At 61.2% G+C, this 25,693-nt stretch carries 21 protein-coding genes, 1 tRNA gene, 4 pseudogenes and 2 riboswitches; of the genes and pseudogenes, 23 read left to right on the top strand and 3 right to left on the bottom strand.

The features are described 5' to 3' along the window. The first annotated feature begins 112 nt into the window (after positions 1 to 112). The 5 genes and pseudogenes from istA to RLDS_RS55870 all read left to right on the top strand — a co-directional run bounded on the left by istA (position 113) and on the right by RLDS_RS55870 (position 4,329). The gene (istA, locus tag RLDS_RS34895; protein ID WP_009823850.1) at positions 113 to 1,636 is read left to right on the top strand and encodes an IS21 family transposase; all 1,524 of its coding nucleotides are present in this window, start codon (positions 113 to 115) and stop codon (positions 1,634 to 1,636) included. Continuing rightward, a pseudogene (locus RLDS_RS34890) lies at positions 1,626 to 2,234 on the top strand (ATP-binding protein); the annotation flags it as partial. The gene istA and the pseudogene RLDS_RS34890, both read left to right, overlap by 11 nt. Positions 2,235 to 2,250: 16 nt before the next feature. Next, positions 2,251 to 3,427: pseudogene (locus RLDS_RS34880) on the top strand (IS3 family transposase). Positions 3,428 to 3,466: 39 nt separating this feature from the next. Further along, positions 3,467 to 3,895, top strand: coding sequence for an EVE domain-containing protein (locus RLDS_RS55875; RefSeq protein ID WP_152528012.1), 429 nt, complete (start codon positions 3,467 to 3,469; stop codon positions 3,893 to 3,895). After that, positions 3,892 to 4,329 (top strand): ASCH domain-containing protein, encoded by a 438-nt coding sequence (locus tag RLDS_RS55870; protein ID WP_161626716.1) that lies wholly within the window; start codon positions 3,892 to 3,894, stop codon positions 4,327 to 4,329. The genes RLDS_RS55875 and RLDS_RS55870 overlap by 4 nt, the downstream gene beginning before the upstream one ends. Positions 4,330 to 4,510: 181 nt before the next feature. On the opposite strand, the gene RLDS_RS34875 is transcribed toward RLDS_RS55870, so the two are convergent. Next, a tRNA-Ser gene (locus RLDS_RS34875) sits at positions 4,511 to 4,600 on the bottom strand. Positions 4,601 to 4,915: 315 nt separating this feature from the next. Here RLDS_RS34875 and RLDS_RS34870 point away from each other — a divergent pair. The 13 genes and pseudogenes from RLDS_RS34870 (at position 4,916) to mazG (ending at position 17,064) form a co-directional block, all read left to right on the top strand. After that, positions 4,916 to 5,965, top strand: coding sequence for a lytic murein transglycosylase (locus RLDS_RS34870; RefSeq protein WP_031297627.1), 1,050 nt, complete (start codon positions 4,916 to 4,918; stop codon positions 5,963 to 5,965). Continuing rightward, complete coding sequence (locus RLDS_RS34865; RefSeq protein WP_021225074.1) at positions 5,949 to 6,863, top strand: SPOR domain-containing protein; 915 nt, start codon at positions 5,949 to 5,951, stop codon at positions 6,861 to 6,863. Before RLDS_RS34870 ends, RLDS_RS34865 begins: the two co-directional genes overlap by 17 nt. Before the next feature lie 48 nt (positions 6,864 to 6,911). Beyond that, on the top strand, positions 6,912 to 8,075 hold the full coding sequence (locus tag RLDS_RS34860; protein WP_021225073.1) for a D-alanyl-D-alanine carboxypeptidase family protein: 1,164 nt from the start codon (positions 6,912 to 6,914) through the stop codon (positions 8,073 to 8,075). Further along, positions 8,072 to 8,698, top strand: a complete 627-nt coding sequence (gene tmk, locus RLDS_RS34855; RefSeq protein ID WP_021225072.1) for a dTMP kinase — start codon at positions 8,072 to 8,074, stop codon at positions 8,696 to 8,698. Before RLDS_RS34860 ends, tmk begins: the two co-directional genes overlap by 4 nt. Beyond that, the gene (locus RLDS_RS34850) at positions 8,695 to 9,663 is read left to right on the top strand and encodes an AAA family ATPase (protein WP_021225071.1); all 969 of its coding nucleotides are present in this window, start codon (positions 8,695 to 8,697) and stop codon (positions 9,661 to 9,663) included. The genes tmk and RLDS_RS34850 overlap by 4 nt, the downstream gene beginning before the upstream one ends. A 43-nt stretch (positions 9,664 to 9,706) precedes the next feature. Further along, positions 9,707 to 11,269, top strand: coding sequence for a methionine--tRNA ligase (gene metG, locus RLDS_RS34845; protein ID WP_021225070.1), 1,563 nt, complete (start codon positions 9,707 to 9,709; stop codon positions 11,267 to 11,269). 3 nt (positions 11,270 to 11,272) lie between these two features. Next, positions 11,273 to 12,046 carry a TatD family hydrolase gene (locus RLDS_RS34840; protein WP_021225069.1) on the top strand — a complete coding sequence of 258 codons (774 nt, stop codon included), beginning with the start codon at positions 11,273 to 11,275 and terminating at the stop codon, positions 12,044 to 12,046. After that, positions 12,043 to 12,834, top strand: a complete 792-nt coding sequence (locus RLDS_RS34835) for an MBL fold metallo-hydrolase (protein ID WP_021225068.1) — start codon at positions 12,043 to 12,045, stop codon at positions 12,832 to 12,834. Before RLDS_RS34840 ends, RLDS_RS34835 begins: the two co-directional genes overlap by 4 nt. Next, entirely contained in the window at positions 12,834 to 13,463 is a 630-nt protein-coding gene (locus tag RLDS_RS34830) for a retropepsin-like aspartic protease family protein (RefSeq protein WP_021225067.1), read from the top strand. Before RLDS_RS34835 ends, RLDS_RS34830 begins: the two co-directional genes overlap by 1 nt. Further along, positions 13,460 to 14,050, top strand: a pseudogene (locus RLDS_RS34825) (MFS transporter); the annotation flags it as partial. The gene RLDS_RS34830 and the pseudogene RLDS_RS34825, both read left to right, overlap by 4 nt. Before the next feature lie 61 nt (positions 14,051 to 14,111). Beyond that, positions 14,112 to 15,143, top strand: coding sequence for an IS110 family RNA-guided transposase (locus RLDS_RS34820; RefSeq protein WP_020818605.1), 1,032 nt, complete (start codon positions 14,112 to 14,114; stop codon positions 15,141 to 15,143). A gap of 252 nt (positions 15,144 to 15,395) precedes the next feature. After that, positions 15,396 to 16,112 (top strand): annotated as a pseudogene (locus RLDS_RS34815) (MFS transporter); the annotation flags it as partial. A 199-nt stretch (positions 16,113 to 16,311) separates the two neighbouring features. After that, complete coding sequence (mazG, locus tag RLDS_RS34810) at positions 16,312 to 17,064, top strand: nucleoside triphosphate pyrophosphohydrolase (protein WP_021225064.1); 753 nt, start codon at positions 16,312 to 16,314, stop codon at positions 17,062 to 17,064. 36 nt (positions 17,065 to 17,100) lie between these two features. On the opposite strand, the gene RLDS_RS34805 is transcribed toward mazG, so the two are convergent. Continuing rightward, positions 17,101 to 18,519: an MFS transporter gene (locus RLDS_RS34805; RefSeq protein WP_021225063.1), complete on the bottom strand. Its 1,419-nt coding sequence runs from the start codon at positions 18,517 to 18,519 to the stop codon at positions 17,101 to 17,103. A 455-nt stretch (positions 18,520 to 18,974) separates the two neighbouring features. Here RLDS_RS34805 and RLDS_RS34800 point away from each other — a divergent pair, with 455 nt between their 5' ends. The 3 genes from RLDS_RS34800 to cobO all read left to right on the top strand — a co-directional run bounded on the left by RLDS_RS34800 (position 18,975) and on the right by cobO (position 22,765). Further along, positions 18,975 to 20,957, top strand: a complete 1,983-nt coding sequence (locus tag RLDS_RS34800; protein ID WP_021225062.1) for a TonB-dependent siderophore receptor — start codon at positions 18,975 to 18,977, stop codon at positions 20,955 to 20,957. Between the two features lie 21 nt (positions 20,958 to 20,978). Further along, positions 20,979 to 21,611 (top strand): nickel uptake transporter family protein, encoded by a 633-nt coding sequence (locus RLDS_RS34795; RefSeq protein ID WP_021225061.1) that lies wholly within the window; start codon positions 20,979 to 20,981, stop codon positions 21,609 to 21,611. An 85-nt stretch (positions 21,612 to 21,696) separates the two neighbouring features. Beyond that, positions 21,697 to 21,922, top strand: a riboswitch (cobalamin riboswitch). Positions 21,923 to 22,156: 234 nt separating this feature from the next. Next, positions 22,157 to 22,765 (top strand): cob(I)yrinic acid a,c-diamide adenosyltransferase, encoded by a 609-nt coding sequence (gene cobO / locus RLDS_RS34790; protein WP_021225060.1) that lies wholly within the window; start codon positions 22,157 to 22,159, stop codon positions 22,763 to 22,765. Here cobO and RLDS_RS34785 read toward each other — a convergent pair. Continuing rightward, entirely contained in the window at positions 22,762 to 23,628 is an 867-nt protein-coding gene (locus RLDS_RS34785; RefSeq protein WP_021225059.1) for an ABC transporter substrate-binding protein, read from the bottom strand. The two genes, cobO and RLDS_RS34785, sit on opposite strands and share 4 nt — an antisense overlap. A gap of 35 nt (positions 23,629 to 23,663) precedes the next feature. Here RLDS_RS34785 and RLDS_RS34780 point away from each other — a divergent pair, with 35 nt between their 5' ends. After that, positions 23,664 to 24,674, top strand: coding sequence for a FecCD family ABC transporter permease (locus RLDS_RS34780; protein WP_021225058.1), 1,011 nt, complete (start codon positions 23,664 to 23,666; stop codon positions 24,672 to 24,674). After that, the gene (locus RLDS_RS34775; protein ID WP_021225057.1) at positions 24,668 to 25,444 is read left to right on the top strand and encodes an ABC transporter ATP-binding protein; all 777 of its coding nucleotides are present in this window, start codon (positions 24,668 to 24,670) and stop codon (positions 25,442 to 25,444) included. Before RLDS_RS34780 ends, RLDS_RS34775 begins: the two co-directional genes overlap by 7 nt. Positions 25,445 to 25,488: 44 nt before the next feature. Then, positions 25,489 to 25,674: riboswitch (cobalamin riboswitch) on the top strand. Positions 25,675 to 25,693 lie beyond the last annotated feature (19 nt).

The raw sequence follows: 25,693 nt of genomic DNA, 5'->3' as shown, positions 1-25,693 counted from the left end.
TGTTGATTTCCACTGAGAAGTGACCCGGGTAGGGCGTAAATTTCCACTGAGAATTGACCCATGTTGAACTCGTCCCTGGCTTTGACAAGCGAGGGTATATGGAGTGTTGGACATGGCGTTATTGAGCGTTATCCGGCGCTGGCATTTTCGCGATCATCTACCGATCCGGGAGATAGCGCGGCGCACCGGACTATCACGCAACACGATCCGCAAATATTTGCGGTCCGAGACGATCGATCCGCGGTTCAAGGTGCCTGATCGACCAAGCAAACTGGACCCATTTGCTGAGCATCTGGCGGCCTGGCTGCGGCGCGATATGGGCCGATCGCGCAAGCAGAAGCGCACGATCAAGCAGTTTCACGCCGATTTGGTGAGCCTGGGTTATGAAGGATCCTACAACCGGGTTGCCGCTTTTGCTCGGGACTGGCGCGAAGATTATCGGCGCCAGCAACAGATTGGCGGGCGTGGGACATTCGTGCCCCTGTCGTTCGCGCCGGGGGAAGCTTTCCAGTTTGATTGGAGTGAGGACTGGGCAATCATCGCCGGGGTTCGGACCAAGCTGCAGGTCGCGCATTTCAAGCTCAGTTACAGCCGGGCATTCATCGTGCGCGCCTACCTGCTGCAAACCCATGAGATGCTGTTCGACGCCCATAATCACGCCTTCCGCGTGCTGGGCGGCGTGCCGCGCCGGGGTATCTATGACAATATGCGCACGGCCGTCGACAAGGTCGGGCGTGGCAAGGAACGCACCGTCAACGCACGCTTCCTGACGATGGTCAGCCACTATCTGTTCGAAGCTGAGTTCTGTAACCCGGCTGCGGGATGGGAAAAGGGGCAGGTCGAGAAGAATGTCCAGGATGCGCGGCACCGTCTGTGGCAACCCACGCCGCAGGTCGAAAGCCTTGATGCGCTGAACCTGTGGCTGGAGGAGCGCTGCAAGGCGTTATGGGAGGACATCCCTCACGGGATCGAACCCGGATCGGTTGCCAATGCCTGGGCCGATGAATCTGAGTGTCTGATGGTTGCGGGCAGGCCCTTCGATGGTTTTGTGGAATATCGCAAACGGGTATCGCCGACGTGCCTCATCCACTTTGAGCGCAATCGCTACAGCGTACCGGCCTCTTTCGCCAATCGCACTGTCAGCCTGCGCGTCTATCCTGATCGCTTCCAGGTCGTCGCCGAGGGGCAGCCAATCTGCGCACATCAGCGCATCATCAACCGCTCTCACGACGGTCCAGGTCATACGGTTTATGACTGGCGCCATTATCTGGCGGTCGTGCAGCGCAAGCCCGGCGCCCTGCGCAACGGTGCGCCCTTCCTTGAGCTACCCGATGCGTTCCAGCGTCTGCAGCGACATCTGTTGCGCAATCCCGGCGGCGACAGGGAAATGGTCGAAATACTGGCGCTGGTTCTTCATCATGATGAGCAACTGGTGCTGACGGCGGTCACCATGGCGCTGGAGGCTGGCGTTCCGACCAAGACCCATATCCTCAATCTGCTCTATAGGCTGGTCGACGGAAAACCGATCTCCACGCCGCCGGTGACGGCGCCCCAGGCGCTCAAGCTGGTCAGCGAACCGATGGCCAATGTCGAACGCTATGATGATCTGCGCAAGGAGAAGCGTCATGCGTCATGACCCTGCCAGCGGCGCCATCGTCGTCATGCTCCGCAGCCTCAAGATGCATGGCATGGCGCAGGCCGTCACCGATCTCATGGAACAGGGATCTCCAGCGTTCGAAGCCGCCATCCCGATCCTCTCCCAGTTACTCAAAGCCGAGACAGCAGAACGGGAGGTTCGGTCTGTGGCCTATCAGCTCAAGATCGCGCGCTTCCCTGTCTATCGCGATCTGGCCGGCTTCGACTTTACCAGTAGCGAGGTCAATGAAGCTCTGGTGCGTCAGTTGCATCGCTGCGACTTCATCGACATCGCCGACAATATCGTGCTGGTCGGCGGTCCTGGCACCGGCAAGAGCCATGTGGCAACGGCGCTGGGCATCCAGGCCATCGAACATCATCGAAAGCGCGTCCGCTTCTTCTCGACGGTCGAACTGGTCAATGCGCTCGAGCAGGAAAAAGCACAGGGCAAGGCCGGTCAGATCGCCAATCGCCTCCTGCACTCCGATCTCGTTATCCTGGATGAGCTTGGATATCTGCCGTTCAGTGCTTCAGGTGGCGCGCTGCTCTTCCTGATCTGCCCCCCGCTGAGTGGCCCAGAGACTATGATAGTCTGGACCGCGAAAGGGACATTGAATGCCGAGCAAGAAGCACAAGCCGGAAGAGATCATCGGCAAGCTGCGTGAAATTGAGATCGTGCTGGCGCAGGGGGCTTCGACCGCCGAAGCCTGCCGTCGGATCGGGGTCAGTGAGCAGACCTATTATCGCTGGCGCAAGGAATATGGCGGGCTGAAGACCGACCAGGCACGGCGGATGAAGGATCTGGAGAAGGAAAACCAACGGCTGCGCCGGGCGATCTCGGACCTGACGCTGGACAAGCTGATATTGCAGGAAGCTGCACGGGGAAACTTCTGAGCCCCGCGCGGCGACGGCGCTGCATCGATCATATACGACGGGATCTGCCAGTCCGGCTATCCGAGCGACGGATATGCCGGGTTCTAGGGCAGCATCGATCGACACAGCGTAAAGTGCCGCGTGGGGCGGATGACGAACAGGCGCTGACGGAGGACATCATCGCCTTGGCAAAGCAATATGGTCGTTACGGCTACCGCCGGGTCACGGCGTTGCTGTGCCATGCGGGGTGGACGGTGAACCATAAACGGGTCGAGCGGATATGGCGGCGCGAAGGGCTCAAGGTGCCGCAGCGCCAGCCCAAACGCGGGCGTCTATGGCTCAACGACGGATCATGCATCCGCCTGCGGCCTGAGTATCCTGGGCATGTGTGGGCCTATGACTTCGTCGAGGGGCGCACGCATGACGGCCGCAAGTTCCGCATCCTGACGATCATCGACGAGGCCAGCAGGGAATGTCTGGCGCTTATCGTTGCGCGACAGCTCAAACATGAGGATGTGCTGGCGGCCTTGGCGGACCTGTTCATCTCGCGCGGCCCGCCTGCACATATACGGTCAGATAATGGCGCCGAATTTATCGCCAATGCCGTCCAGCAATGGCTGCGGCAGATCGGCGTGAAGACGCTCTACATCGCGCCGGGATCGCCATGGGAGAATGGCTATAATGAAAGCTTCAATGGGTCGCTGCGCGACGAACTGCTCAATGGTGAAATCTTCTACAGCCTCGCCGAGGCCAGGGTGCTGATCGAAGCCTGGCGGCGGCATTACAACACCGTCCGCCCGCACAGCAGTCTTGGCTATCGGCCACCGGCACCAGAAACGGCGACACCGCCATATCGGCCTCCGGTTCCGCTTCGCTCCACCTCCGTCCGGATATGGCGGCGATGAGCTTAATGCACTAACAAACCAATCGGTCCACTCGGTGGGGGCAGATCACGAGTATGCAGACGCGCCTGCCGTTCATCCAAAACCGGCATGCTTCCTTCTTCTCACGGCGAGCCTATGTGAATACCCCTCGCGCTCGAGCTACGATGCGTCCGGGGCTTCCGATACTCTTTTATGAATCAGGGAAAAACGGTGGACGTGGTGCTGTTATTGCCGTTGGGCGAATTGTTGATTCTGTGCTCGTGCATAAGGCGCAAGCCTCAGGAGACGCTATGCGGCGGGTCGTTGTAGATGACCTTTCAGGGTTTTCTGCGATGGATGATGTGCTGATGACGACCTTCGACAATGTGATGATTCTTCCTAATCCAGTTCGATTCGCAACCTTGAAAGAATACGGGGCCGTGGGCAGCAGCAATCTTATTTCGGCAACGGCAGTGTCCAATGAGAACCTAGTGCGCATCGTCGATGCAGGATGGCATCAGTGACCACCGCCAACGAAGCGATCATATCAATCCACCCCCGTCACGCACATGCCATCCTAGATGGCGCTAAGACAATCGAGCTGCGTCGCAGGATTCCGTCTGTGTCTATCGGTACACGACTTTGGATTTATGCAACCCGTCCCTTAGGTGCGGTGATTGGCGTAGCAATCGTTGAACGCATTGTACGTGGCGACCCAGAAGCGATCTGGCTAAAATTCGGTCATCAGACTGGTGTCGAGCGTTGGGAATATGATGCTTACTTTGATGGCGCTCAAGAGGCCATCGCCTTGGTTTTGACTCAGCCCCAACGCAACGTCAAACACGTCGCCATCGAACATCTGCGCAACCTACGACAAGGATTTCATCCACCGCAGGTGCTCACATGGATCAGTTGCGAAGAGGCGCGATCTTTACGTCAAATGGCAACGGTAGGTTGATTGGGAGGACACGCTGAAACGAGGGCGGACCAAGTGACTGATTGCAAGCCAATGTCCCATTGGTCCGCGAGCAGATCACCGTCACCCTCGCGTCTAAGCTTTGGACAAGCGGTGGACCAACCGGGACTCGGACCTGACCCGTTGGCTGCGAAGATGCGGGCTGCTCCATAAGCAGAGCGGTTGGCGGAAGAGGTGGGATTCGAACCCACGGACGGGTTGCCCCGTCGCTGGTTTTCAAGACCAGTCCCTTAAACCACTCGGGCACTCTTCCATACCGATTCAGCGGCGCGGCTGGAAATCTGCTAGACGGCGACGCTGCCGCACCATTTAGCGATTCCTGGGCTTGCTGCTAAGTGATTCCAACCACGCTCCTTTTTTGCCGGCCCCTGCCGCCAAGGGTCGAAACCCCCGCTAGCTTTCAAGACCGCTGCCTTAAACCACTCGGCCACCTGTCCCTTGGCGCGCTTCCTAGCGCGGAATGCGCGGTTGCCAAGTGTAAAATCTCACAGCTCGGTTCGTCGCCTTCCGGGAATGCCAGTGCGATAGGGGGTTTCGCCCGCGCATCAGCCTGTGCAACAACAGCGACATGCGAGATTCTTTGCGTTCAGTCCTTTCGGCAATGTGGGTCGCCGTTGCGACGGCTTCGGTCGGGGCGGCCTCGCCTGTGCCAGCTGTTGCCCAGACGAACAGTGATTTCCGTTCCTATCTGGAAAGCCTCCGCCCGCAGGCCCGCGCGATGGGGATCAGCGACGCCACGCTCAATAGCGTCTTTGCCGACCTGACACCCAACCCGCGCGTCATCGAACTTGACCAGAACCAGCCGGGCGGCGGCGCTTATGCGCCAATCCCGAATTTCCAGCCCTATCGCGTCAAGCATGTCGATGCCGCGCGGATCAGCCGCGGTCGCACCGCCTATCAGGCCAATCGCGCCCGGCTGGCGCGTATTGAGGCGGAAACCGGCGTGCCTGAGGAGATCATGGTCGCCATTTTCGGGCATGAAACCAATTATGGCTCCTACACGGGGGACTTTGACCTGATCCGCTCGCTCGCCACCCTGGCCTGGGAGGGGCGCAGGCGGACCTTGTTCGAGCCGGAACTGCTGGCCACGCTCAAGATGCTCGACAATGGCGTGCCGCGCAGCCGGCTGGTGGGCAGTTGGGCCGGGGCGACCGGCTATCCGCAATTCCTGCCGAGTGTCTATCTGCGCCTGGCCAAGGATGGCGATGGCGACGGCAAGGCCGACATCTGGACCAGCGAGGCCGATGCGCTGGCGTCGATTGCCAATTATTTCGTGCAATCGGGCTGGCGGCGCGGTGAGCCATGGGGTGTCGCGGTATCCGTGCCCGCTGGCCTCAATCGCGCCTCGCTCGCCGCGCGCACCAATCCGCCACGGTGTCCCCGCGTATTCAATCGTCACAGCCGCTGGATGACCATGGCCGAATGGCGCCGGCTGGGGCTGGTGCCGGAAAGCGGACGCTGGCCCGCCGACACGATGATGGCGACCCTGCTGGAACCCGACGGTCCCGGCAAGACCGCCTATTTGCTGACGAGCAATTATCGGGCGATCCTGGATTATAACTGCTCCAATTTCTATGCCTTGTCGGTGGGATTGCTGGCGGATGCGGTCAAGCAATAAGGCGTTCGCCGCCCTGTGCGCGGCGGCAATCGGCATGGTGTCCGTGGCTGCGGAGGCGCAGCCCAGCGCGATGGTCGAGGATCAACCTATCTTATTGGGTGAACCCTATAGCGTGGCCGGCGTGCTCTACCGCCCCGCTGATCCCGCCGCTTATGACGAAGTGGGCTATGCGATGCCGATGGAGGCGGGGAGCAAAGGTGAATTAACGGCCAATGGCGAGGCCTTCGTGGCGGATGCCATCACGGGGGCGCACAAGACGCTGCCGCTGCCCAGCTATGTCGAGGTAACAGCGCTGGACAGCGGGCGGACAATCCTGGTTCGCGTCAATGATCGCGGGCCGATGCGCAATGATCGCCTGATCGGCCTGTCTCCGGGCGCGGTGGCGCAATTGGGATTGTCCGGCCCTTCCGCTGCGGTTCGCGTGCGGCGCGTCAATCCTCCCGGTCAGGATCAGGTCGCCCTTCGTTCGCATGAGCGCGCGGCCGAACGGTTGGAAAGCCCCCCGGCTTTGCTCAAGGTGTTGCGCGAGAAATTGCAGCAAACCCGTTTGCCTGCACCGGTAGCACAGGCCCCTATGACCGCAGCGCCCGCCCGCGCCGGCGCGACGTTCGACCGGCCACAGCCCCGGCCTGTCACAACCAAGCCGACGGCAGCCGCACCTGCGTCCAAGGAGCAGGCAGCGTCAGGACGCTACTTTATCCAGGTCGGTGCTTTTTCCTCCCGCGCCAATGCTGAAGCGCTCGCGAAACGGATAGGCGCTCAGGTGGAGCAGGGGGGCAATTTGTGGCGTGTGCGCTTTGGTCCCTATGCAACCCGGCAGGCAGCGCAGGCCGGCGTTCGTGCAGCAGCCGCGCAGGGCTTTGCGAACATGCCCGTCATGGCTAAGGACGGGCGATAGTTTCAGGCCGCTTCAAGCGAATCCATCCAGTCGAAGGCAATTGTTCTGATGAAGAAATCCCTCGCAATGCTCCTGGCCGCAGGCTTGGTCGCCCAGCCGGTGATCGCGGCCGCGCCGCCCTACACGACCGAAGCGCCGATTGCCTATATGAAGGACCTGTCGTCGGGCGCGGTTCTGTACGACAAGGGCGGGGAGACGCGTATCCCGCCTGCGTCCATGGCAAAGATGATGACGGCGCATGTCGCCTTTCGCCTGATCCAGAAGGGCGACCTCAAACTGGATACGAAATTCACCGTCCGCCCCGAAACCTGGCAGCAATGGCACGGCCCCAAAGCGGGTTCGACCATGTTTTTGTCCGCCGGCGAGCAGGTGTCGGTCGAAAATCTGCTGCATGGCATCGTCACCCTGTCGGGCAATGATGCCTGCGTCGTGCTGGCGGAGGGCATTGCCGGGACGGAGCAGGCCTTTGTCGCGCTGATGAACGAGGAGGCCAAGCGCCTGGGCCTTAAAAACAGCCATTTCGGCACCAGCAATGGCTGGCCGGATGAGGGCGTGACCTATGTGACCGCCGAGGATCTGGCCAAGCTCGCCCAGGCGACGATCGAGGAGACGCCCGACCTCTACAAGCGTTTCTATGCCACCAAGTCCTTCACCTGGGGGCAGACGATGGGCGGTTCGGCGATCGAGCAGGCCAATCGCAATCCGATCCTGGGCAAGATCGCGGGCGCCGACGGCCTGAAAACCGGTCATACGGAGGAGGCCGGCTATGGCTTTACCGGATCGGCTGAGCAGGATGGCCGCCGACTGGTGATGGTGGTGGCGGGGCTCAACAGCTTTAACGGCCGCATCAAGGAATCCGTCCGCTTCATGGACTGGGGGTTCAAGGCGTGGAAGGCGCAGCCGCTGTTCAAGAAAGGGCAGACGGTCGAAACCGCCGAAGTGCAGTTGGGCAGCGCGACGAGCGTGCCCTTGGTCGCTCCGCAAAATCTGGCGGTTACGCTGCCGCGCACGGCGTCGGCGGACGTGAAGGTCAAAGTGGTCTATACCGGCCCGATCAAAGCGCCGATCGCCAAGGGGCAGCAGATCGCGCAATTGATCGTCCAGACCCATGACACCGCGCCGCAGGTCATGCCGCTGGTGGCTGGCGAAGATGTCGCGGAGGCAGGCGTTTTCGGTCGGCTCTGGAACGGCCTGAAGTCGCTCTTCGGGTGACGATCGGCCGGTTCATCTCGCTGGAAGGCGGGGAGGGGGCGGGGAAGTCGACGCAACTCCGTGCGCTGGCCCGCATCTTACGGGAGCGCGGACTGGACGTTGTCGAAACGCGGGAGCCGGGCGGCAGCGACGGGGCGGAGGCCATCCGAACCTTGCTGCTGACCGGTGGCGCGGATCGCTGGAGCCCGCGTGCCGAAGCGCTGCTGTTCGCGGCGGCACGTGCGGATCATGTGGAAAAGACCATCCGCCCGGCGCTGGCGCGTGGCGCATGGGTGCTGTCCGATCGGTTTTTGGATTCGAGCCGCGCCTATCAGGGGCAGGGCGAATTGAGCGACAGCGACATATTGGCGCTGCACCGCATCGGTAGCGCTGACTTCCTGCCGGACCGGACTTTGCTGCTGACCCTGCCCGATACGGTGGCTGCCGAGCGCGCGCGCGCGCGCGATGGCGACCATGCCGACCGGATCGGCGATCGCGACAGCAGCTTCCATCAGGCTGTTGCGGATGCCTTCGCCCGGTTCGCGAGTCTGGAGAGCGACCGGGTTCGCGCCGTCGATGCCAGCGGATCGGCCGACGCCGTGACCGAGCGTCTGATCCACGCCCTCGCCGACCTGCTGCCGTGATCCTGCCAATCGGTCATGATGCGCAAGCGCGCCTGCTGCTGGCCCAGGCCCAGAGCGGACGGATGCATCATGGCTGGATTTTCGCCGGTCCCAAAGGCATTGGGAAGGCCAGCTTCGCGCGTGCCTTGGCGCTGCGCTTGCTGGCGGACGCGGCGGGACCGGCTGTTGAAGGCCACGGACTGGCCGTGCCGGACGATCATCCGATCCGCCGCCTGATCGAGGCGACGGCCCATCCCGATTATGCCGAACTGTCGCCGATCGAGAAGGATGGCGTTGCCGCGCGTAACATCAGCGTGGATCAGGTGCGTGGCTTGCAACGACTGATCCAGTCGGCGCCATCGCTGTCGCCCCGGCGGATCGTGATTGTCGACAGCGCCGATGACCTGGAACGCGGCGCGGCCAACGCGCTGCTCAAGACGCTGGAGGAGCCCCCGGCCGATATGCTGTTCCTGCTGGTCAGCCATGCGCCGGGACGGTTGCTGCCCACGATCCGGTCGCGCTGCCGCACGTTGCGCTTTGACGCTGTGGACGAGCCGGCGATGCGCAGCGTGCTGAGCGACGCGCAGCCCGGCTTGGCAGACGCGGAACTCGCAGCGCTAGTCCGGGCCGGTGAAGGTTCGCCGGGCCAGGCGATGCGCTTTGCCGGGCTAAACCTCGCCGAGATCGAGCAGGTGCTTGGTGAGCTGGCGGCGGGAACGGACGAGGGCAATGGCAAGAGGCTGGCGCTGGTCAAGGCGCTGGCGGCGAAATCCGCCAAGCCGCGCTACGAGGCCTTTTTGGAACGCGCGCCTGCTTTCATTGCGCAGGCGGCGCGCCAGCGGCAGGGGGCTGCTCTGGGTGAGGCGCTCGATCATTGGGAACGGGCGCGACATTTGGCGGGAGGCGCAGTGATCCTGTCGCTCGACCCGGCGGCCGTGGTGTTCGAACTGGCCGGGCATGTCGCGGCGCTCGCGCCCCGGCGCTGAAAAGCGGCTTTGCGCCAGCGCGTTCAGCGGTTAGGGAGACGCCATGTCGAAGCCCTTCACCATCACGACCGCCATATCCTATCCCAATGGCCGCCCGCATATCGGCCACGCCTATGAAGTGATCGCCACCGACGCGATCGCCAGGTTTCAGCGGATGATGGGACGCGACGTCTTTTTTCAGACCGGGACGGATGAGCATGGGCTGAAAATGGCGCAAACGGCGCGCGCCCGCGGCATGGAGCCTCGCGAATTAGCTGACGAAATGTCGTCCTATTTCAAGGCGATGAATGAAGGCTTGAATATCAGTCATGATCGTTTCATCCGCACCAGCGAGGACGATCATCATCGCGCCAGCCAGGCGATCTGGCGCGCGATGGAGGCCAATGGCGATCTGTATCTCGGGCGTTACGAAGGCTGGTATTCGGTCCGGGACGAGGCCTTTTATGACGAAAAGGAAATTGTCGAGGGAGAAGGGGGCGCGAAACTGTCGCCGCAGGGCACGCCGGTTGAATGGACCGTCGAGGAAAGCTGGTTCTTCCGTCTGTCCGCCTATCAGGACAAACTGCGGGCGCTCTACGAGAGCCAGCCCGACTTCATCCAGCCTGATAGCCGCCGCAACGAGATCATGCGTTTCGTCGAAGGCGGGCTTTCCGACCTGAGCATTTCGCGCACCAGTTTCGACTGGGGTGTCCGGGTGCCGGATGCTGAAGGGCATGTGATGTATGTATGGGTCGATGCGCTGACCAATTATCTGACCGGCTGCGGCTATCCCGACGATGCGCAGCGCATGGCGCGTTATTGGGCTGAGGGCGGCGACATCACCCATGTCATCGGCAAGGATATCGTGCGTTTTCATGCGGTTTACTGGCCAGCCTTCCTGATGAGTGCGAAGCTGCCCTTGCCCAGGCGGATATTCGGCCATGGCTTTCTGCTCAATCGCGGGGAAAAAATGTCCAAGTCGCTCGGCAATGTCGCCGATCCGATGGAACTGGCAGACCGGTTCGGTGTCGATCAGTTGCGCTATTTCCTGCTGTCCGAAGTGACCTTCGGCAATGATGGCAGCTATAGCGCCGAGGCGATCGTGGCGCGATCCAACAGCGATCTGGCCAACAGTTTCGGCAATCTGGCGCAGCGGACGTTGAGCTTTATCGCTAAGAATCTCGACGGGCGGTTACCTGAACCCACGCCGCAGGATGTCGATAGCGACTTGCTGCGCAATATTGCCGACGCTTGCCGGGCCTTTCAGGACGCGATGCAAAATCTGAGCCCTTCGGTGGCCATCGAAGCATGGATGCGCGCAGTCTTTGCCTGCAATGCCTATATCGATGCGCAGACCCCATGGGCTTTGCGCAAGACGGACCCGGCGCGGATGGAAGCCGTGCTGGCGACGCTGTATGAAGCCATTGCGAGCCTGGCTGTGATGATCCAGCCGGTCATTCCGGCGAGCGCAACCGCGTTGCTGGACCAGATGGGCATCGATAGGGACGCGCGAAGCTATGACCTGATCGGGTCCGATTTCTACGCCTCGCTGCGGGCATCGGGTTTTATATTGAGTCCCCCAAAGCCGCTATTCCCGCGCCTTGACCTTACCGAAGCGGAGGCGTGAGCGATGTTGGTCGACAGCCATTGCCACCTGAATTACAAGGGCTTGATCGAGGATCAGGTCAATGTGCTGGAACGGTCACGCGCAGCCGGGGTGGACCTGATGCTCAACATCGCGACGCGTGAAAGCGAATGGGACGCGGTGCTGGATACGGCGATACGCGAACCCGACGTATGGGCCACGGTCGGCATCCACCCGCATGAAGCAGACGAGCACCCGCATGTCGATACAGCCAAATTGGTCGAACGCGCCGCGCATCCGCGCGTGGTCGGAATCGGGGAGACGGGTCTCGACTATTATTATGACCATAGCGACCGGGAGCGGCAGCAGAGGAGCTTCCGGGCCCACATCGCCGCCTGCCGCCAGACGGGCCTGCCGCTGATCGTCCACACGCGCGATGCCGAAGACGACACGCTGGCCATCATGCGGGAGGAAATGGAGCAGGGGGCCTATAGCGGCGTCATTCACTGCTTTACCGCGAGCGGCGCTTTCGCTGACTCTGCCATGGCGTTGGGCTTCTACATCAGCATTTCAGGCATCGTGACGTTCAAAAGCGCCAAGGATTTGCAGGAAACGGCGGCCCGGCTGCCGCTGGACCGGCTGCTCATCGAAACCGACTCGCCCTTCCTGGCTCCGGTGCCGCATCGGGGAAAGCCGTGCGAGCCCGCCTATGTTGCCGACACCGCGCGCTTTCTGGCAGCGCTGCGGGGGGAAAGCGTGGAGCAACTCGCGGCGGCAACGTCCGCCAATTTCCGCGCGCTTTTCTCGAAAGTGGCATGAGCCTGAAATTGACCATGCTGGGCAGCGGCACCTCTTCGGGCGTGCCACGCATCGGCAATGACTGGGGCGCTTGCGATCCAAATGAGCCGAAGAACCGGCGGACGCGCGTATCCATTCTGGTCGAAAGCGCGACGACGCGCATTCTGGTCGACACCTCCCCCGATATGCGGGCGCAGTTGCTTGATGCGGATGTCGTTCATATCGACGCGATCCTGTGGACCCATGATCATGCCGATCATTGTCACGGGCTGGACGATGTCCGGCAACTTTTTCACCATCGCGGGACCCCCGTGCCCGGCTATGCCCGTGCGCAAACACTCACTTTGCTCAAGCAGCGGTTCGGCTATGCGTTCGAAGGGCGGCAGGGCTATCATCCGACCATCGCCGCGCATCCACTCGAAGACACGGTGCGGATCGGCGACATCGAGATTTCCTGCGTCGACCAGCCTCACGGCGCCATTTATTCGACCGGGTTCCGCTTCAGCCATGGCGGCAAATCCATCGGCTATGCAACGGATTTCCATGTCATAACGCCCGACATGCTGGCCCTGTATGACCAGATGGACATATGGGTCGTCGATGCCTTGCGGGAAAAGCCACACCCCACCCACCCGCATCTGGCGCTGACGCTGGATGGCATCGCAACGGCGCGGCCGGCACGGGCTATCCTGACGCATATGGACCAAAGCATGGACTATGCGACGCTATGCGATACTCTGCCCAACGGTGTGGAACCGGGCTATGACGGGCTGGTCGTGGACTTGGGCATGGGCGCGCAGGGGAATTGATGAGCGGAACGGATCAGGCGGCGTCCAGCATCTGGTATCTCCTGGCCCTGATGCTTGTCGGTTCCGCCTTGGTCGGACGGCGGCTTGCCTGGAGCAGCCTGTGGCGCATGGCATTGCTGTGGGTGGCGATTTTCGCGGCCCTGCTGGGGTTGTTCAAATTTGCGCAGGATAGAGGCTTTCTGACCGGGCGCTGGGCGGAGGAGGGGGGCGTCGCCATATCGGCGGACGCGCCACCAGCCTTGCCGCAGACGCAAACCGAGGGGCAAAGCCTGCGGATACCGGTGGCCGAGGACGGGCATTATTGGGTGGAAGGCCGGATCAACGGCGCGCCCGCCCGCTTTCTGATCGACAGCGGGGCGACGATTACGGCATTGTCCGAAGCCACCGCCCGCGCGTCCGGGTTGAACTATGACGTCGGCGCGCCGGGTGTGGTCATGAACACCGCCAATGGCCGAGTGGAGGCCAGGCGATCGAGCATCCCGACCCTTGCCATCGGTCCAATCCGCGCGAGCGATCTGCCGGTCGTCGTGTCGCCAGCATTTGGGGAGGTCAATGTGATCGGCATGAACATGCTATCGCGCCTGAAAAGCTGGGGCGTTCAGAATGGCGAGATGGTGCTGACGCCATGACCGCAGGCCCACCAGCACCAACTCAGCGCCAACGGCTGAAAGCGATTATTGGCGGATCGACCGGCAATCTGGTCGAATGGTATGACTGGTATGCCTATTCTGCGTTTACGCTCTATTTCGCACCGCATTTCTTCCCCAGCGAAGATCGCACGGCGCAGTTGCTGAGCGCGGCGGGCATTTTCGCCGTCGGCTTTCTCATGCGGCCGATCGGCGCCTGGCTGATGGGCGTCTATGCCGATCGCCATGGTCGAAAGAGCGGGCTGACATTGTCTGTGGCGCTGATGTGTGCCGGGTCGCTGCTGATCGGAGTGACGCCTGGCTATGAGACGATTGGCGTCGCCGCGCCGATGCTGCTTGTGCTGGCCCGGCTGATGCAGGGGCTTTCGATCGGCGGCGAATATGGCGCCAGCGCGACCTATTTGTCGGAAATGGCCGGCAGAAACCGGCGCGGCTTCTTTTCCAGCTTTCAATATGTAACGTTGATTGCCGGGCAGCTGGTGGCGATCTGCGTGTTGCTGATCCTCCAGGCTTTGCTGACCGTCGAGCAGCTCGACAGCTGGGGCTGGCGAATTCCCTTATGGGATGGCCCGCCCCTTTTCCCCGGCATCAGGTATGATGCCGGTGCTTGAAAAGGAAAGGAGCGGACCGATGTCTATTGTTATCCTTGGCGTTGATTTGGGCAAGAATGCCTGCAGTGTCGTAGGCGTTGATGCAGCAGGCGCTGTCATCGTGCGTAAGTCGATGCGCCGACAGACACTTATCGATTACGTGACCAAGCTTCCGGCTTGCGTGATTGCAATGGAGGCGTGCTGTGGTGCCCACAACCTTGGTCGCCTTTTCGCCGCGCAGGGGCACGAAATCAGATTGATGTCGCCGGAGTACGTACGCCCGTATGTCAAAGCGCAGAAGAATGATGATCGTGATGCGGAGGGGATTGCCGAGGCCGCCTCGCGCCCGACTATGCGCTTCGTCGAACTCAAGACTCAGGAGCAGTTGGACATCCAGACCCTCCACCGCGTCAGGTCCCGCCTGGTAGCCGAGCGCACAAACCTTATCAACCAACTGCGGGCGATCCTCCTGGAGCGGGGGACCATTTTTCCGGCCGGCCGGCGCAAGCTGGAGTTGGGCATTGATGCCATGCTGGCCGCCGAAGATACGGCCCTATCACCACGCTTGAAGCAACTGGTGGGTGAACTGCGCGCCGAATGGCACGAACTTGATACCAAGGTCGAGGCACTGAACGGCGAGTTTGTCGAACTGGCTCGCAATGATGCAGCTGCCCGGCGGCTCACGTCCATCCCCGGCATCGGCACGTTGAACGCAACCGCTTTGATTGCAGCCGTGGGCGATGCCAGCAGCTTTGCCAAAGCGCGAGACTTGGGTGCTTGGCTCGGCTTGGTACCCAGGCAACATACTACCGGCGGCAAGCCCCGGCTGCTCGGCATCTCCAAGCGTGGCAACACCTATTTGCGCACTTTGCTCATCCATGGCGCCCGGGCAGCATTACCGTCACTGGCGCGCAGCGAAACCCCGCTGGGACGTTGGTTGACAGGAATGATCGAGCGAGGAGTTCATCGCAACGCAATCGTCGTCGCATTGGCTAATAAACTGGCGCGGATCGCTTGGGCAGCCCTTCGCAAAGAAGTGAGCTTCGAACGCGGCTATCCAGCAGCGGCATAACGGATCGGCTGCGTGCTTCTGCGCGCGTAGCCCAACGATGTTTGCAGGAAGGATCGTGAAGATGGCCTGACAGTCGATCGGCGTCTGGAAAGCCCGGGCAAAAAAATGGCACCTGTTGCCGGTTCCCTTATTGTGGCTCCAGACGTGCGGATGTCCATCTTGGCCACGGGATGCTCCCGTGAGACCGCATACGTTGACGCAGACTGATCAGAACACCGTAAAATCCTACTTGCAAACGGGGCGGGCCATACGTTTTTTATCGGCGGCGCGCTTGCGATCATCGTCTTCTGGCTCAGGCGGGGTCTGGCGGAGACGCAAAGCTTTGCCAATGCTAAGGCGGAAGGCGCTCCCAAATCTGGATTTGTCGAATTGATCACGCGCCATCCGCGCGAAACGCTGACCGTAATGATGCTGACGGCGGGCGGGACGATCGCCTTCTACGCCTACAGCATCTACATGCAGAAGTTTCTGGTGAACACCAGCGGACTGAGCCGCGAGACAGCATCGCAGATCAACGCCATAACCCTGTTTCTGTTCATGCTGCTCCAGCCAGTCGCGGGCGCGTTGTCCGACCGGACCGGGCGCAAACCCTTGATGATAAGCTTTGGGGTCTTGGGCGTTATCTACACCTATCCCATTTTCTCAACGCTCGCGCGGACAACCGATCCGACGGTCGCAGGTTTGCTGGTGATGGCCGGTCTGCTGATCGTTACTGGATATACCTCGATCAACGCTGTGGTGAAGGCCGAGCTTTTCCCCGCGCATATCCGCGCACTGGGCGTTGCACTGCCTTATGCGCTGGCCAATACCTTATTTGGGGGAACGGCAGAATTTGTTGCCTTGTGGTTCAAGCAGGCCGGGATGGAGCAGGCGTTTTATATCTATGTCAGCATCATGATCGCTATATCGCTCGCAGTGTATGTGCGCATGCGGGAGACGGCACAGCATAGTCGGATATTGGAGGATTGAGGCTTCAGCCGACCGCAAAGGCGACAGCTGAACAAACAAACAACAACCAGTCGATATTTTACATAATATATATTATCAATTGTTTTCTTTGTCTGGTGTGAGGCGGCGGATTGCGTCTAACCCGTCTCGACCACCAGGCCACATCGCTGCGGAACCTGCCATGACATCTCCAAGCGCAAAGCCCAGTCCTGCTGATATCATGCCGTTGGCCACCGTGATGGCGCGCTTGCGCGATCCCGAAACAGGTTGCCCGTGGGACATCGCTCAGGATTTTGCCTCGATCGCGCCCTATACGATTGAGGAAGCCTATGAGGTTGCAGATGCAATCGAACGTGGCGACATGGCGGACCTGCGCGACGAACTGGGCGATGTGCTGCTGCAGGTCGTTTTCCACAGTCGGATGGCCGAGCAAGCGGGCCATTTTTCGCTCCAAGATGTCATAGATGGCATAACGGAGAAGATGATCCGCCGGCATCCTCACGTCTTTGGCGAAGATGCGCGACGTGAGGACGGCCACGCTCAATGGGAAAGTATAAAGGCCGCCGAACGAGCCGAAAAGGATCCAGACCCAAGCGCGCTTGCTGGCGTGGCGGCCGCCCTCCCCGCGCTGCTGCGCGCCGAAAAGTTACAGAAACGCGCCGCCCGAACAGGGTTTGACTGGCCCGATACTCAAGGCGTTTATGCTAAGATTGCGGAAGAACTGGAAGAAGTTGCCGCGGCGCAAACGGCCTGTGAACGCGAAGACGAAGTCGGCGATCTGCTTTTCGCGGTGGTCAATCTGGCGCGCCACTTGAAGGTCGATCCTGAAAAAGCCTTGCGGCAGGCCAATGCCAAGTTCGAACACCGCTTCCGGACCATGGAAGCGGCGGGCGGCGCATCCTTCGTCAGCTTGTCGCTGGATGACAAGGAAGCACTTTGGGATCAGGCCAAGGCAGCTGAGCGCAAAAGCTGACAAGCAGTGTCGGGAGACGCGCCGTTTTTCCCGTCGTTAGTGTGACGCCGCTTCTGTTCGTCCAGTTCCGGGCTTTCTGCGTCCCCTCCCCGCCGGCCTGATATGTTGATCAATTGTGACCGATCCCACCGCGACGACAAGTCCGGCACAGAGGATGACACCGAAGAACACGAAAAGATTATCATGCGTATAAAAAAGGATTGCCCCGGCAACGATTGTTGCAATGGTCGAGCCTAACCGCGCGGATGCCAAGGCATATCCAACCCCTTGCGACCGCAGATTCACGGGGTAGGCTAATCCCACAACCGCCAGATTTATCGCCATCAAAGATCCGGTCGCAAAACCGGAAAGCGCACATGCCGTCACCAGAGCCAATACAGGTTGGACGATGCTGCTGCCTAGCGAAATCAGAAAGGGCATGCTGGCCGCCGAGACGATGAACGCCACCGCGCCTGTCCACATGAACCGTCTGGAGCCGATCATGCGTCCGCCAAGAGCAACCAATAGACTGCCTGTGACGGCTGCGATGCCGGTCACGGTGCCCATGGACATGGCCGTTTCGAAAGACCATTGATGATTGGTCAGGATCGTTGGAAGCCAGGTGATGCTCGCATAGGTAGCAAAGGTGGTTGCGAAATAGACGATCCACGTCCCCATGGTGGTGCGTCGATATTCCCTGGAGAAGAGCGCGGCAAGGCCCCCGCCCTCTTTCGGCGGGGAATTGTCACTTGATGACCTGGGTGCGAGGAGTATGTCCGGTGATACTCTGTTGTGACCCAATATGCGGCGGAGAGACGCCAACGCTTTGGTCTGTTTGCCTTTGGCGAGCAGATAGGATGCAGATTCGGGGACCATCACCAGGACGATCACGCCCAACGCCAGGGTAAGGCCTCCACTTACTAGAAAAGAGGCGCGCCATCCAAAGGCCGGTATGACGCTGAGAGCGATCAAGGACCCGACCATTGATCCGGCAGCGTTGACCATGGCGAGGACAGCCGACGCCCATGTGCGCGATCGTTGAGGCAAAGCCTCAATGCCCAATGCATAAGCCGTTGGCGTGGTCGCCCCAAAGCCGATACCGGCTATGAAACGCATAATCGTCAACTCGGTCACATCGCGCGCAAAACCGGTCATGATCGTCCCGATACCCATCACGAGTATCGCGATCAGCAAGGTCCGCTTGCGTCCCCAACGATCGCCCAACGTACCACCAGCCAAAGCCCCGATGATCATGCCGAACAAGGCCGCCGACAGAGCAGGCGTCAGAGCGAGCTTGGAAATGCCCCAGTCCGTCAGAATGGCAGGTGCCGCGAAGGCGAGCAATTGCAGATCGGCAGTGTCGACCATCGTAATCGCTACCGCCAGCAGCAAAATTAAAATCTGCATCCTGCCGAGCGGCAGCGGGTCCATGACCTCCTGCACGGTGACGGTCCGAACTGCGGTGTCCGCGGTCATTCAGTGATCCTCGTTATGGTTGTTTGTCCATGAGTGATACAGCGTCGGGGATGTGATGAGGTCATACAATTGAGCTATGACCATCCTCCTCACCAATGGCGGCACCACGTGTCGGCAGCGGATACGCGCGAAATTCGCGCGGCCAAATTCACCGCGCTTGGTGGGACGGCTATCCAGCGCGCAACTTAAAACGGCGACCTGCTTCCACGACTTTGATAAATCGAGCAGCCATTTCTCGTGCGCCCCGCCTGTCTCACCCCACCGCCTGCCATTAATGCTATTGCAACCTATTCTCATTCTAGGTAGGGGTTGCGAAATCATAGATAAGGGGATAAAAATTGACACGCTATCGCTTGTCGGCCTTGGCTGGGGTCGCCCTTGCCGCCGTGCTGCCGCCTGTTTCCGCCTATGCGTAAACGCCCGTTGACGCGGCAGAGAGTGAAGATGCCATCGTCGTGACCGCCATCCAATATACGGGCACGAAAACCGATACGCCTCTTATTGAAACACCCCAGCCCATCACGGTCATCGACGCGGATCAATATCTGTCGCAGGGGGCAATCAGCATCAGCGATACCGTCAAATATGCCGCTGGCGTGCTGGCAAATCCCTATGGTCGGGATACCCGCGTCGATGGCTTCACGATTCGCGGCATTAGCGCGCTTCAGTTTCGAGACGGGATGCGGGACATTTTCAGCTATTATGCCAGCATCACGTCCGACCCCTATAATTTCTCCCGCGTGGAAATCGTGCGTGGTCCGGCGTCGGTGCTGTTCGGACAAGGCTCCATTGGGGGCCTCGTCAACCTCGTGTCCAAGACACCGCAATTCCAGACCGGGGGCGAGGTCAACCTGGTCTATGGCAGCTATGATCGCAAGGAAGCGATGGCGGACGTCAATCTGGCGTTGACCGACACGCTGGCGGTTCGCGGCGTGGCCAGGGTTCGCGACGCCGATACATTTGTCGATAATGTAGCCGACGATCGCGTGATGTTCGCGCCGTCCATTCGCTGGCAACCGACGCCCGATACCGACATTGTCCTGACGGGTCTGTACCAGGAGGATGATAGCGGATCGACATCGCAATTCCTGCCGATCGTGGGGACATTCCGGCCCAATCCCACCTATTCCGGCAAGCTCGACCGCTTCACCTTTGTCGGCAAACCGGGGTGGGACCGTTATTCGGGACGCTCGCTGCAAGGCGGCGGCTCGATTACCCATGATTTTTCGGACAATATCCGGTTGAGCCTTAAGGCGCGCTATATCGACAGCGACCTGGAATATTTCACCCATTATGCCGACAGCTACACCAATCCGACCAATCCCTATGCGGTGTACGGCACGGATGGTCGGACCATCGGGCTATATGCTGACGCCAGCGATGCGCGGATGAACGTCTTTTCAACGGACAATAATCTGCAGATCAAATTCAACACCGGATCCGCGATCGAGCATGTCCTGCTGGCAGGTATCGATTATAGCTGGAACAAGGTCGGCAAGCGCTATGCCAGCGGCACCGAGATCATCGATCTGTACGACATCGATTATGATGCCTTGCAGACCTATGACCCGACTGGCCCGTTCAGCTATGACTCCCAGAAACAACTTGGCGTCTATGTGCAAGACCAGATCCGGTTTTTTGACCGCATATCCGTGGTGCTCGGCGCGCGGCGTGATCATGTCACCAGCACGGCGGGCACTAAAGACAATGCCACGACCTTTCGCGCGGGGATTATCGGGGAAATCGGCGCGGGTTTCTCGCCTTTCTTCAGCTACACGGAAAGCTTCCTGCCAATCGCCGGCGTGAACAGCGATGGCGAAGGGTTCCGCCCGCAGACCGGCACGCAATATGAAGCGGGAGTGAAATGGCAGCCGCAGCTCGCCACGTTGGTGACGATGACGGCGTTCCATATCAAGGAGCGCAACCGGGTACTTTATCTTCCCAACAATGTAACGACGCAGTCGGGCGAACTGACAACCAAGGGTATCGAGGTCGAGGCGAGCCACCGCTTGCCGGGCGATTTCGAATTGCTGGTCAACTATGGCTATAACAAACTGAAATCCGAAGTGAATAGCAGCCTCAATTACATGCCGCGGCACACGGCGTCGGTCTGGTCGACCAAGACGTTCGGCATGACCGACTCGGCGCAACTGCGCCTGGGCGCAGGCGTGGTCTATAGCGGCAAGAGCAAATCAACCGGGGCGATCGATCCCTACGGGCTTGACCCCACTATCCCCGCAGGCACGCTCTACACCATCGTGACGCCATCGCGCACGACCGTGGACGCCCTGGCGGAAATCAATTGGAACAGCTGGCGCTTTGCGATCAACGCGACAAATTTGCTCAACAATCACTATTATGCGTCCTGCTTGGCGCGGGGCGACTGCTTCATGGGCGCGCCGCGCAACGTGATGGGCACGGTCGGCTTCCGCTTCTGACGAGTGATGAGGAGAGAGACAATGAAGAGATGGCCGCTCGCGCTGCTGGCGCTGATAACCCTGCCCATGGCGGTGCAGGCGCATGAAATCTGGGTCGAGCGCGATGGCAATGGACCGGCGCGCATCTATCTCGGCGAACCGGGCGAAGCCCTTCCCGAAGGCGGCGATCCGGAATTTGAGAAGCTCCAGGCTCCCAAGCTCATCGGGGCAAGTGACGCGGCTCCGGTCCGCAAGGCAGGCTATATCGAAGTCGCCGCGCCGGCGGGTGACGTGCGGGTCACGGACGACAGCGTGTTCGACCCCTGGGGCGAGGATGGCAAGAAGCAGGGCGTCATCTATTATGCCCGCGCAGGCCGCTCAGAGCCCAAGGCTATATTGCCGCTGGAAATCGTGCCGACGGCAGCAGGGGCGGACAGCTTCACGCTGATGCGGGATGGCAAGCCTGTTCCGGCCGCTAAGATCCTGGCGATCTCTCCTGACAAATGGTCAAAGAATTTCGTCACGAACGATCGGGGTCGCGTATCCCTGCCCATCTCCGCCAAAGGACGCTATATTTTGAGCGCCACGCAGGAAGAAAGCGGCGACCTGATGCTGCGCGGCGCGCCGGTCGCCACCATCTATCACATGACGACGATCAGCTTCGTCAACGACTGATCGTGGGAGCCACGGCGCAGTCAGGCTTGCGATTGCCAAGGCTGCGCCACCCGCGCTATGGCGCGATCGCGGACTCGCAAGATGTCCGTCAAAGATCGCGCTGGTGCCCATATCGGGCTTAATAGGGAATATGGTGCGGCTGCGCTTCGGGCGGCCAATGCCATGGCTGTCCCTGCAACTGTAAGCGGTGAGCGCGTCGCACGGGTTCCGGCCTTGATAGCCGGAGCGGCCACTGGGCATGACTGTCCGGGAAGGCGTGCGGCGGGCGACGACCTGCGAGCCAGGAGACCTGCCGGCGTGGGTCGCTCTTGTCCTTGGTCCAGGGGATGGCCGGGGCGCGGCATGTCCGGCGAGCGACGACCAGGCGGCAGGGGTCGCCACGGCAGTCAGGCCGCCCGGTGTCAGGACGCAGACGCCCGGCCCGCCCGCCGGTCGATCGCACACTGCGGATCGGCAGACCCTTAGCCTTCGTTGCACCCGCGTCGGAGAGTCAGGGCAGTGAAGTCCATCATCATGATCCATGCCATCATCACGGGCTTTGGCCAGTGAAGCCGCGCACCGACGCCGAGCATCAGGAACGGATGCGCAAGCTCAAGGTCGCGCAGGACAGGAAGATCGCGTCCAAGACGATCGAAAAAGGGCTTATCATCGTCCATACCGGCACCGGCAAGGGCAAGACGTCGGCCGCGCTCGGCATGGTTGTCCGCGCCATCGGCCATGGCATGAAGGTCGGCGTCATCCAGTTCGTCAAGGGAGCGATGCAGACCGGCGAAAAGGCGGTGTTCGATCGCTTTCCCGATTTCGTCGAATTCAAGCCCATGGGCGAAGGCTTCACCTGGGACACGCAGGACCGCAGCCGTGACATCGCCGTTGCGCGCGCGGCATGGGACGAAGTGAAGCGAATGATCGCCGATCCCTCCTATCACATGGTGGTTGCCGACGAGCTCAACATCGTACTGCGCTACGACTATCTCCCGGTCGATGAAGTTCTGGCCGTGCTGGCGAACAAACCGGCCATGACGCATGTCATCATCACCGGTCGCAACGCGCCGCAGCCTTTGATCGACGCAGCGGACCTTGTCACCGACATGACGCAGGTCAAACATCCCTTTCGCGAACAAAATGTGAAGGCGCAGCGAGGGATCGAATTTTAATGACGCCGGGCATCGAAGCGAGCGATCTGGGCCGACAGGCTGTGCGCCGCGCGGGCATAGGCGGCGCTGCCACAGACCGTCCATGCCTGGGGGATGCTGATGCGCGGAATGTTGCGCAGCGCGGGGTGGTGCAGCATTTCGCTACCCTGGTCCGTGACCGCATCCGTCGCGCTTTCTACGATCAGGAAATCCGGGCGCGCCGCCACCATCTCCTCCAGGCTGACCTGCGCCAGCGCCGGCTTTCCCAGTTTGGCCGCCAGATTGGTGAGGCCCACGCGCTGCATCAGGTCATCCACCAGCGTGCCGGTGCCGGTCATATAGCCGCGCCGCTGATAATAAGCGGCAACCCGCCCTCGCCCGCTTTTCTTCAAGCCGACAAGATTGCGCTCCATGGCCGCGATCATGGCCCGGCCACGCTCTGGATGGCCAACTGCCCTGCCGACTTCTCTGATCGCGTCGTAAATATCGGCCAGTTGGTCCGTGCTTTTAAGGTCAAGCGTCCGATAGTGATGCCCCTTGAGCGCCGAGAGCGCTGCACTGCGGCTGGCGGGCATCCCGACGACCAGGTCGGGATTGATCGCAAGGATATGCTCGGCCGAACTGCTGAGCAGAGGCAATCCCCCCGCCCGATCAGCCTCTGCAGACATTTCGCGATCGGCGGCATTGCGGGTGAGGCCGGCAATCTGGCTTCTATCCGCCAGCGCCAGCACCAATTGATCCGCGCACAGATTGACCGACACGATCCGCCTGGGCGCAAAACCCGTCGACCGGCCGGAAGGCGCGTCCTTTGCCCAAAGGCCAGAGCCAATGGCGGCGACCATCAGGCAAGATGCGAAAATCGGCATAAGGGCCTTGTGCGTCATGCCACGCCCCATAGCTCTTGGACACTGGCGAGCCAATGGCGATGACGAGGCTGCATGGGCGAGGTCGCGCGCTGCTGCTAGTCGGGCTGCTCTTGCTGGCTCTGATCGCGGGTTTCGGGTCCCTGTTACTCGGCGCCGTCGCCCTGCCTCTGCCCCACATCGTGGCGGCGATGACCGGTCATGGCGACAGCATCACTCACACGATCCTGTTCGATCTGCGTATTCCGCGCACGCTGCTGGGTCTGGCTGTGGGTGCGATGCTGGGGCTGTCGGGCGCGTCTCTCCAAGGCTATCTCCGCAACCCGCTGGCCGAGCCGTCGGTGCTGGGCACGTCGAGCGCGGCGGCGCTGGGCGCGGTCGGCGCGCTCTATTTCGGCTTTGCGCAACTCCATCCGCTGATGCTGCCGGCGATGGCGATTGGTAGCGCCTGCCTGTCGCTCGTCCTGCTCTTCTTCCTGGCTGGACGATCGGAAAGTTCATTGACCCTTATCCTGGCAGGGATCGCCGTCGCGACGCTGGCGCAGGCCGGCATCAGCCTCGCGCTGAACCTTTCCCCCAATCCCTTCGCCGCGATGGAGATCATGACCTGGCTGCTCGGCAGCCTGGAGAACAGATCCTTCGATCATCTCTGGATTGCCCTGCCCTGCATTGCGGTCGGCATGCTGCTTCTCATCTGGGACGGGCGTGCGCTCGACGCGCTGACCCTGGGGGAGGACGGCGCGACGGCGCTGGGCGTGGACCTTCGCCGCACTCGCCTGCGGCTGATGCTGGGCACGGCGATCGGCGTCGGCGGGGCGGTGGCGGTTTCCGGAACCATCGGCTTCATCGGCCTGATCGTGCCTCACCTCATACGCCCGCTGACCGATCGCAGCCCCTCCGCCATCCTGCTGCCCGCCGCATTGGGGGGCGCGGCGCTGCTGACCCTGTCCGATATCGCCGTGCGCCTGATACCCACCACCAATGAATTGAAGCTGGGCGTCGTCACGGCATTTCTGGGCATTCCCATCTTCCTCCTCCATCTTTTGCGGGAGCGGCGGCTATGGTGATGCTCACGCTTGAAGGGGTCGGCGTGACGCTTGGTCGTCGCACGGTCCTGCACGACATTCATGCCAGTCTCACGGCGGGAACATTGGTCGGCATTGTCGGCCCCAATGGCGCGGGCAAATCCACGCTCGCCCGCGCGATCATGGCGCTGGTTCCCGCGCGGGGAAGGATCGCCATCGACGGGCAGCCTGTCGGCGCACTGCCGCGGGCGGACCTTGCCAGACGGATCGCCTATCTGCCGCAAGGACAGACATTGCACTGGCCCCTGACCGTCGAACGTCTCGTAGGTCTTGGCCGGCTGCCTCATCTCGGCCCGATGTCGCGCTTGGCCGAAACGGACGCCGCCGCGATCGAAAAGGCGATGGAGCGGGCGGACGTCATCGACCTTCGCCACCGCATCGCCACGCAATTGTCCGGGGGCGAGCGCGCCCGCGTGCTGTTGGCCCGCGCGCTCGCTGTCGAAGCCCCCGCCCTCATCGCGGACGAACCGCTCGCCAGCCTCGATCCGGGACATCAGATCGACGTCATGGATCTGCTGCACGATCAGGCCCGTCACGGGGCGCTGGTCATCGCCGTGCTGCATGACCTCACCATGGCGGCGCGCTATTGTGATCGGCTGATCCTGATCGATGAGGGACGCCTCATTGCTGACGGCAGTCCCCGCCACGTGCTGACGCCTGACCACCTTGCCATGGTCTATGGCATCGAGGCCAAGGTGGATATGGAAAGCGCCTGGCCCAGCATCATCCCTATGGGCCGTCGTCACGGGTAGATTTGCTCTCGCGAAATGATTGACGGCCTGCCACCATCCGATGTAACGGCCGCGCTGCGACAGGTTCCCCGGCGACGGGGATGAAAATGGGAACGGATAACATCCGGCTGCCCCTGCAACTGTATGCGGTGAGTCATCGGCCATATGCCATTGGAAGCGCAGCTTCCGAGAAGGCGGCCGACCGGCGCTGATCCGCAAGCCAGGAGACCTGCCCGTCGCCGTCGTCTTTCGCGCGGACAGGGTGAGCCG

The organism is Sphingobium lactosutens DS20 (genome assembly GCF_000445105.1).
GTDB classification, from domain to species: domain Bacteria; phylum Pseudomonadota; class Alphaproteobacteria; order Sphingomonadales; family Sphingomonadaceae; genus Sphingobium; species Sphingobium lactosutens.
Note: the sequence above shows the minus strand (reverse complement) of the source record. Positions and strands in the feature narration are given on the sequence as shown.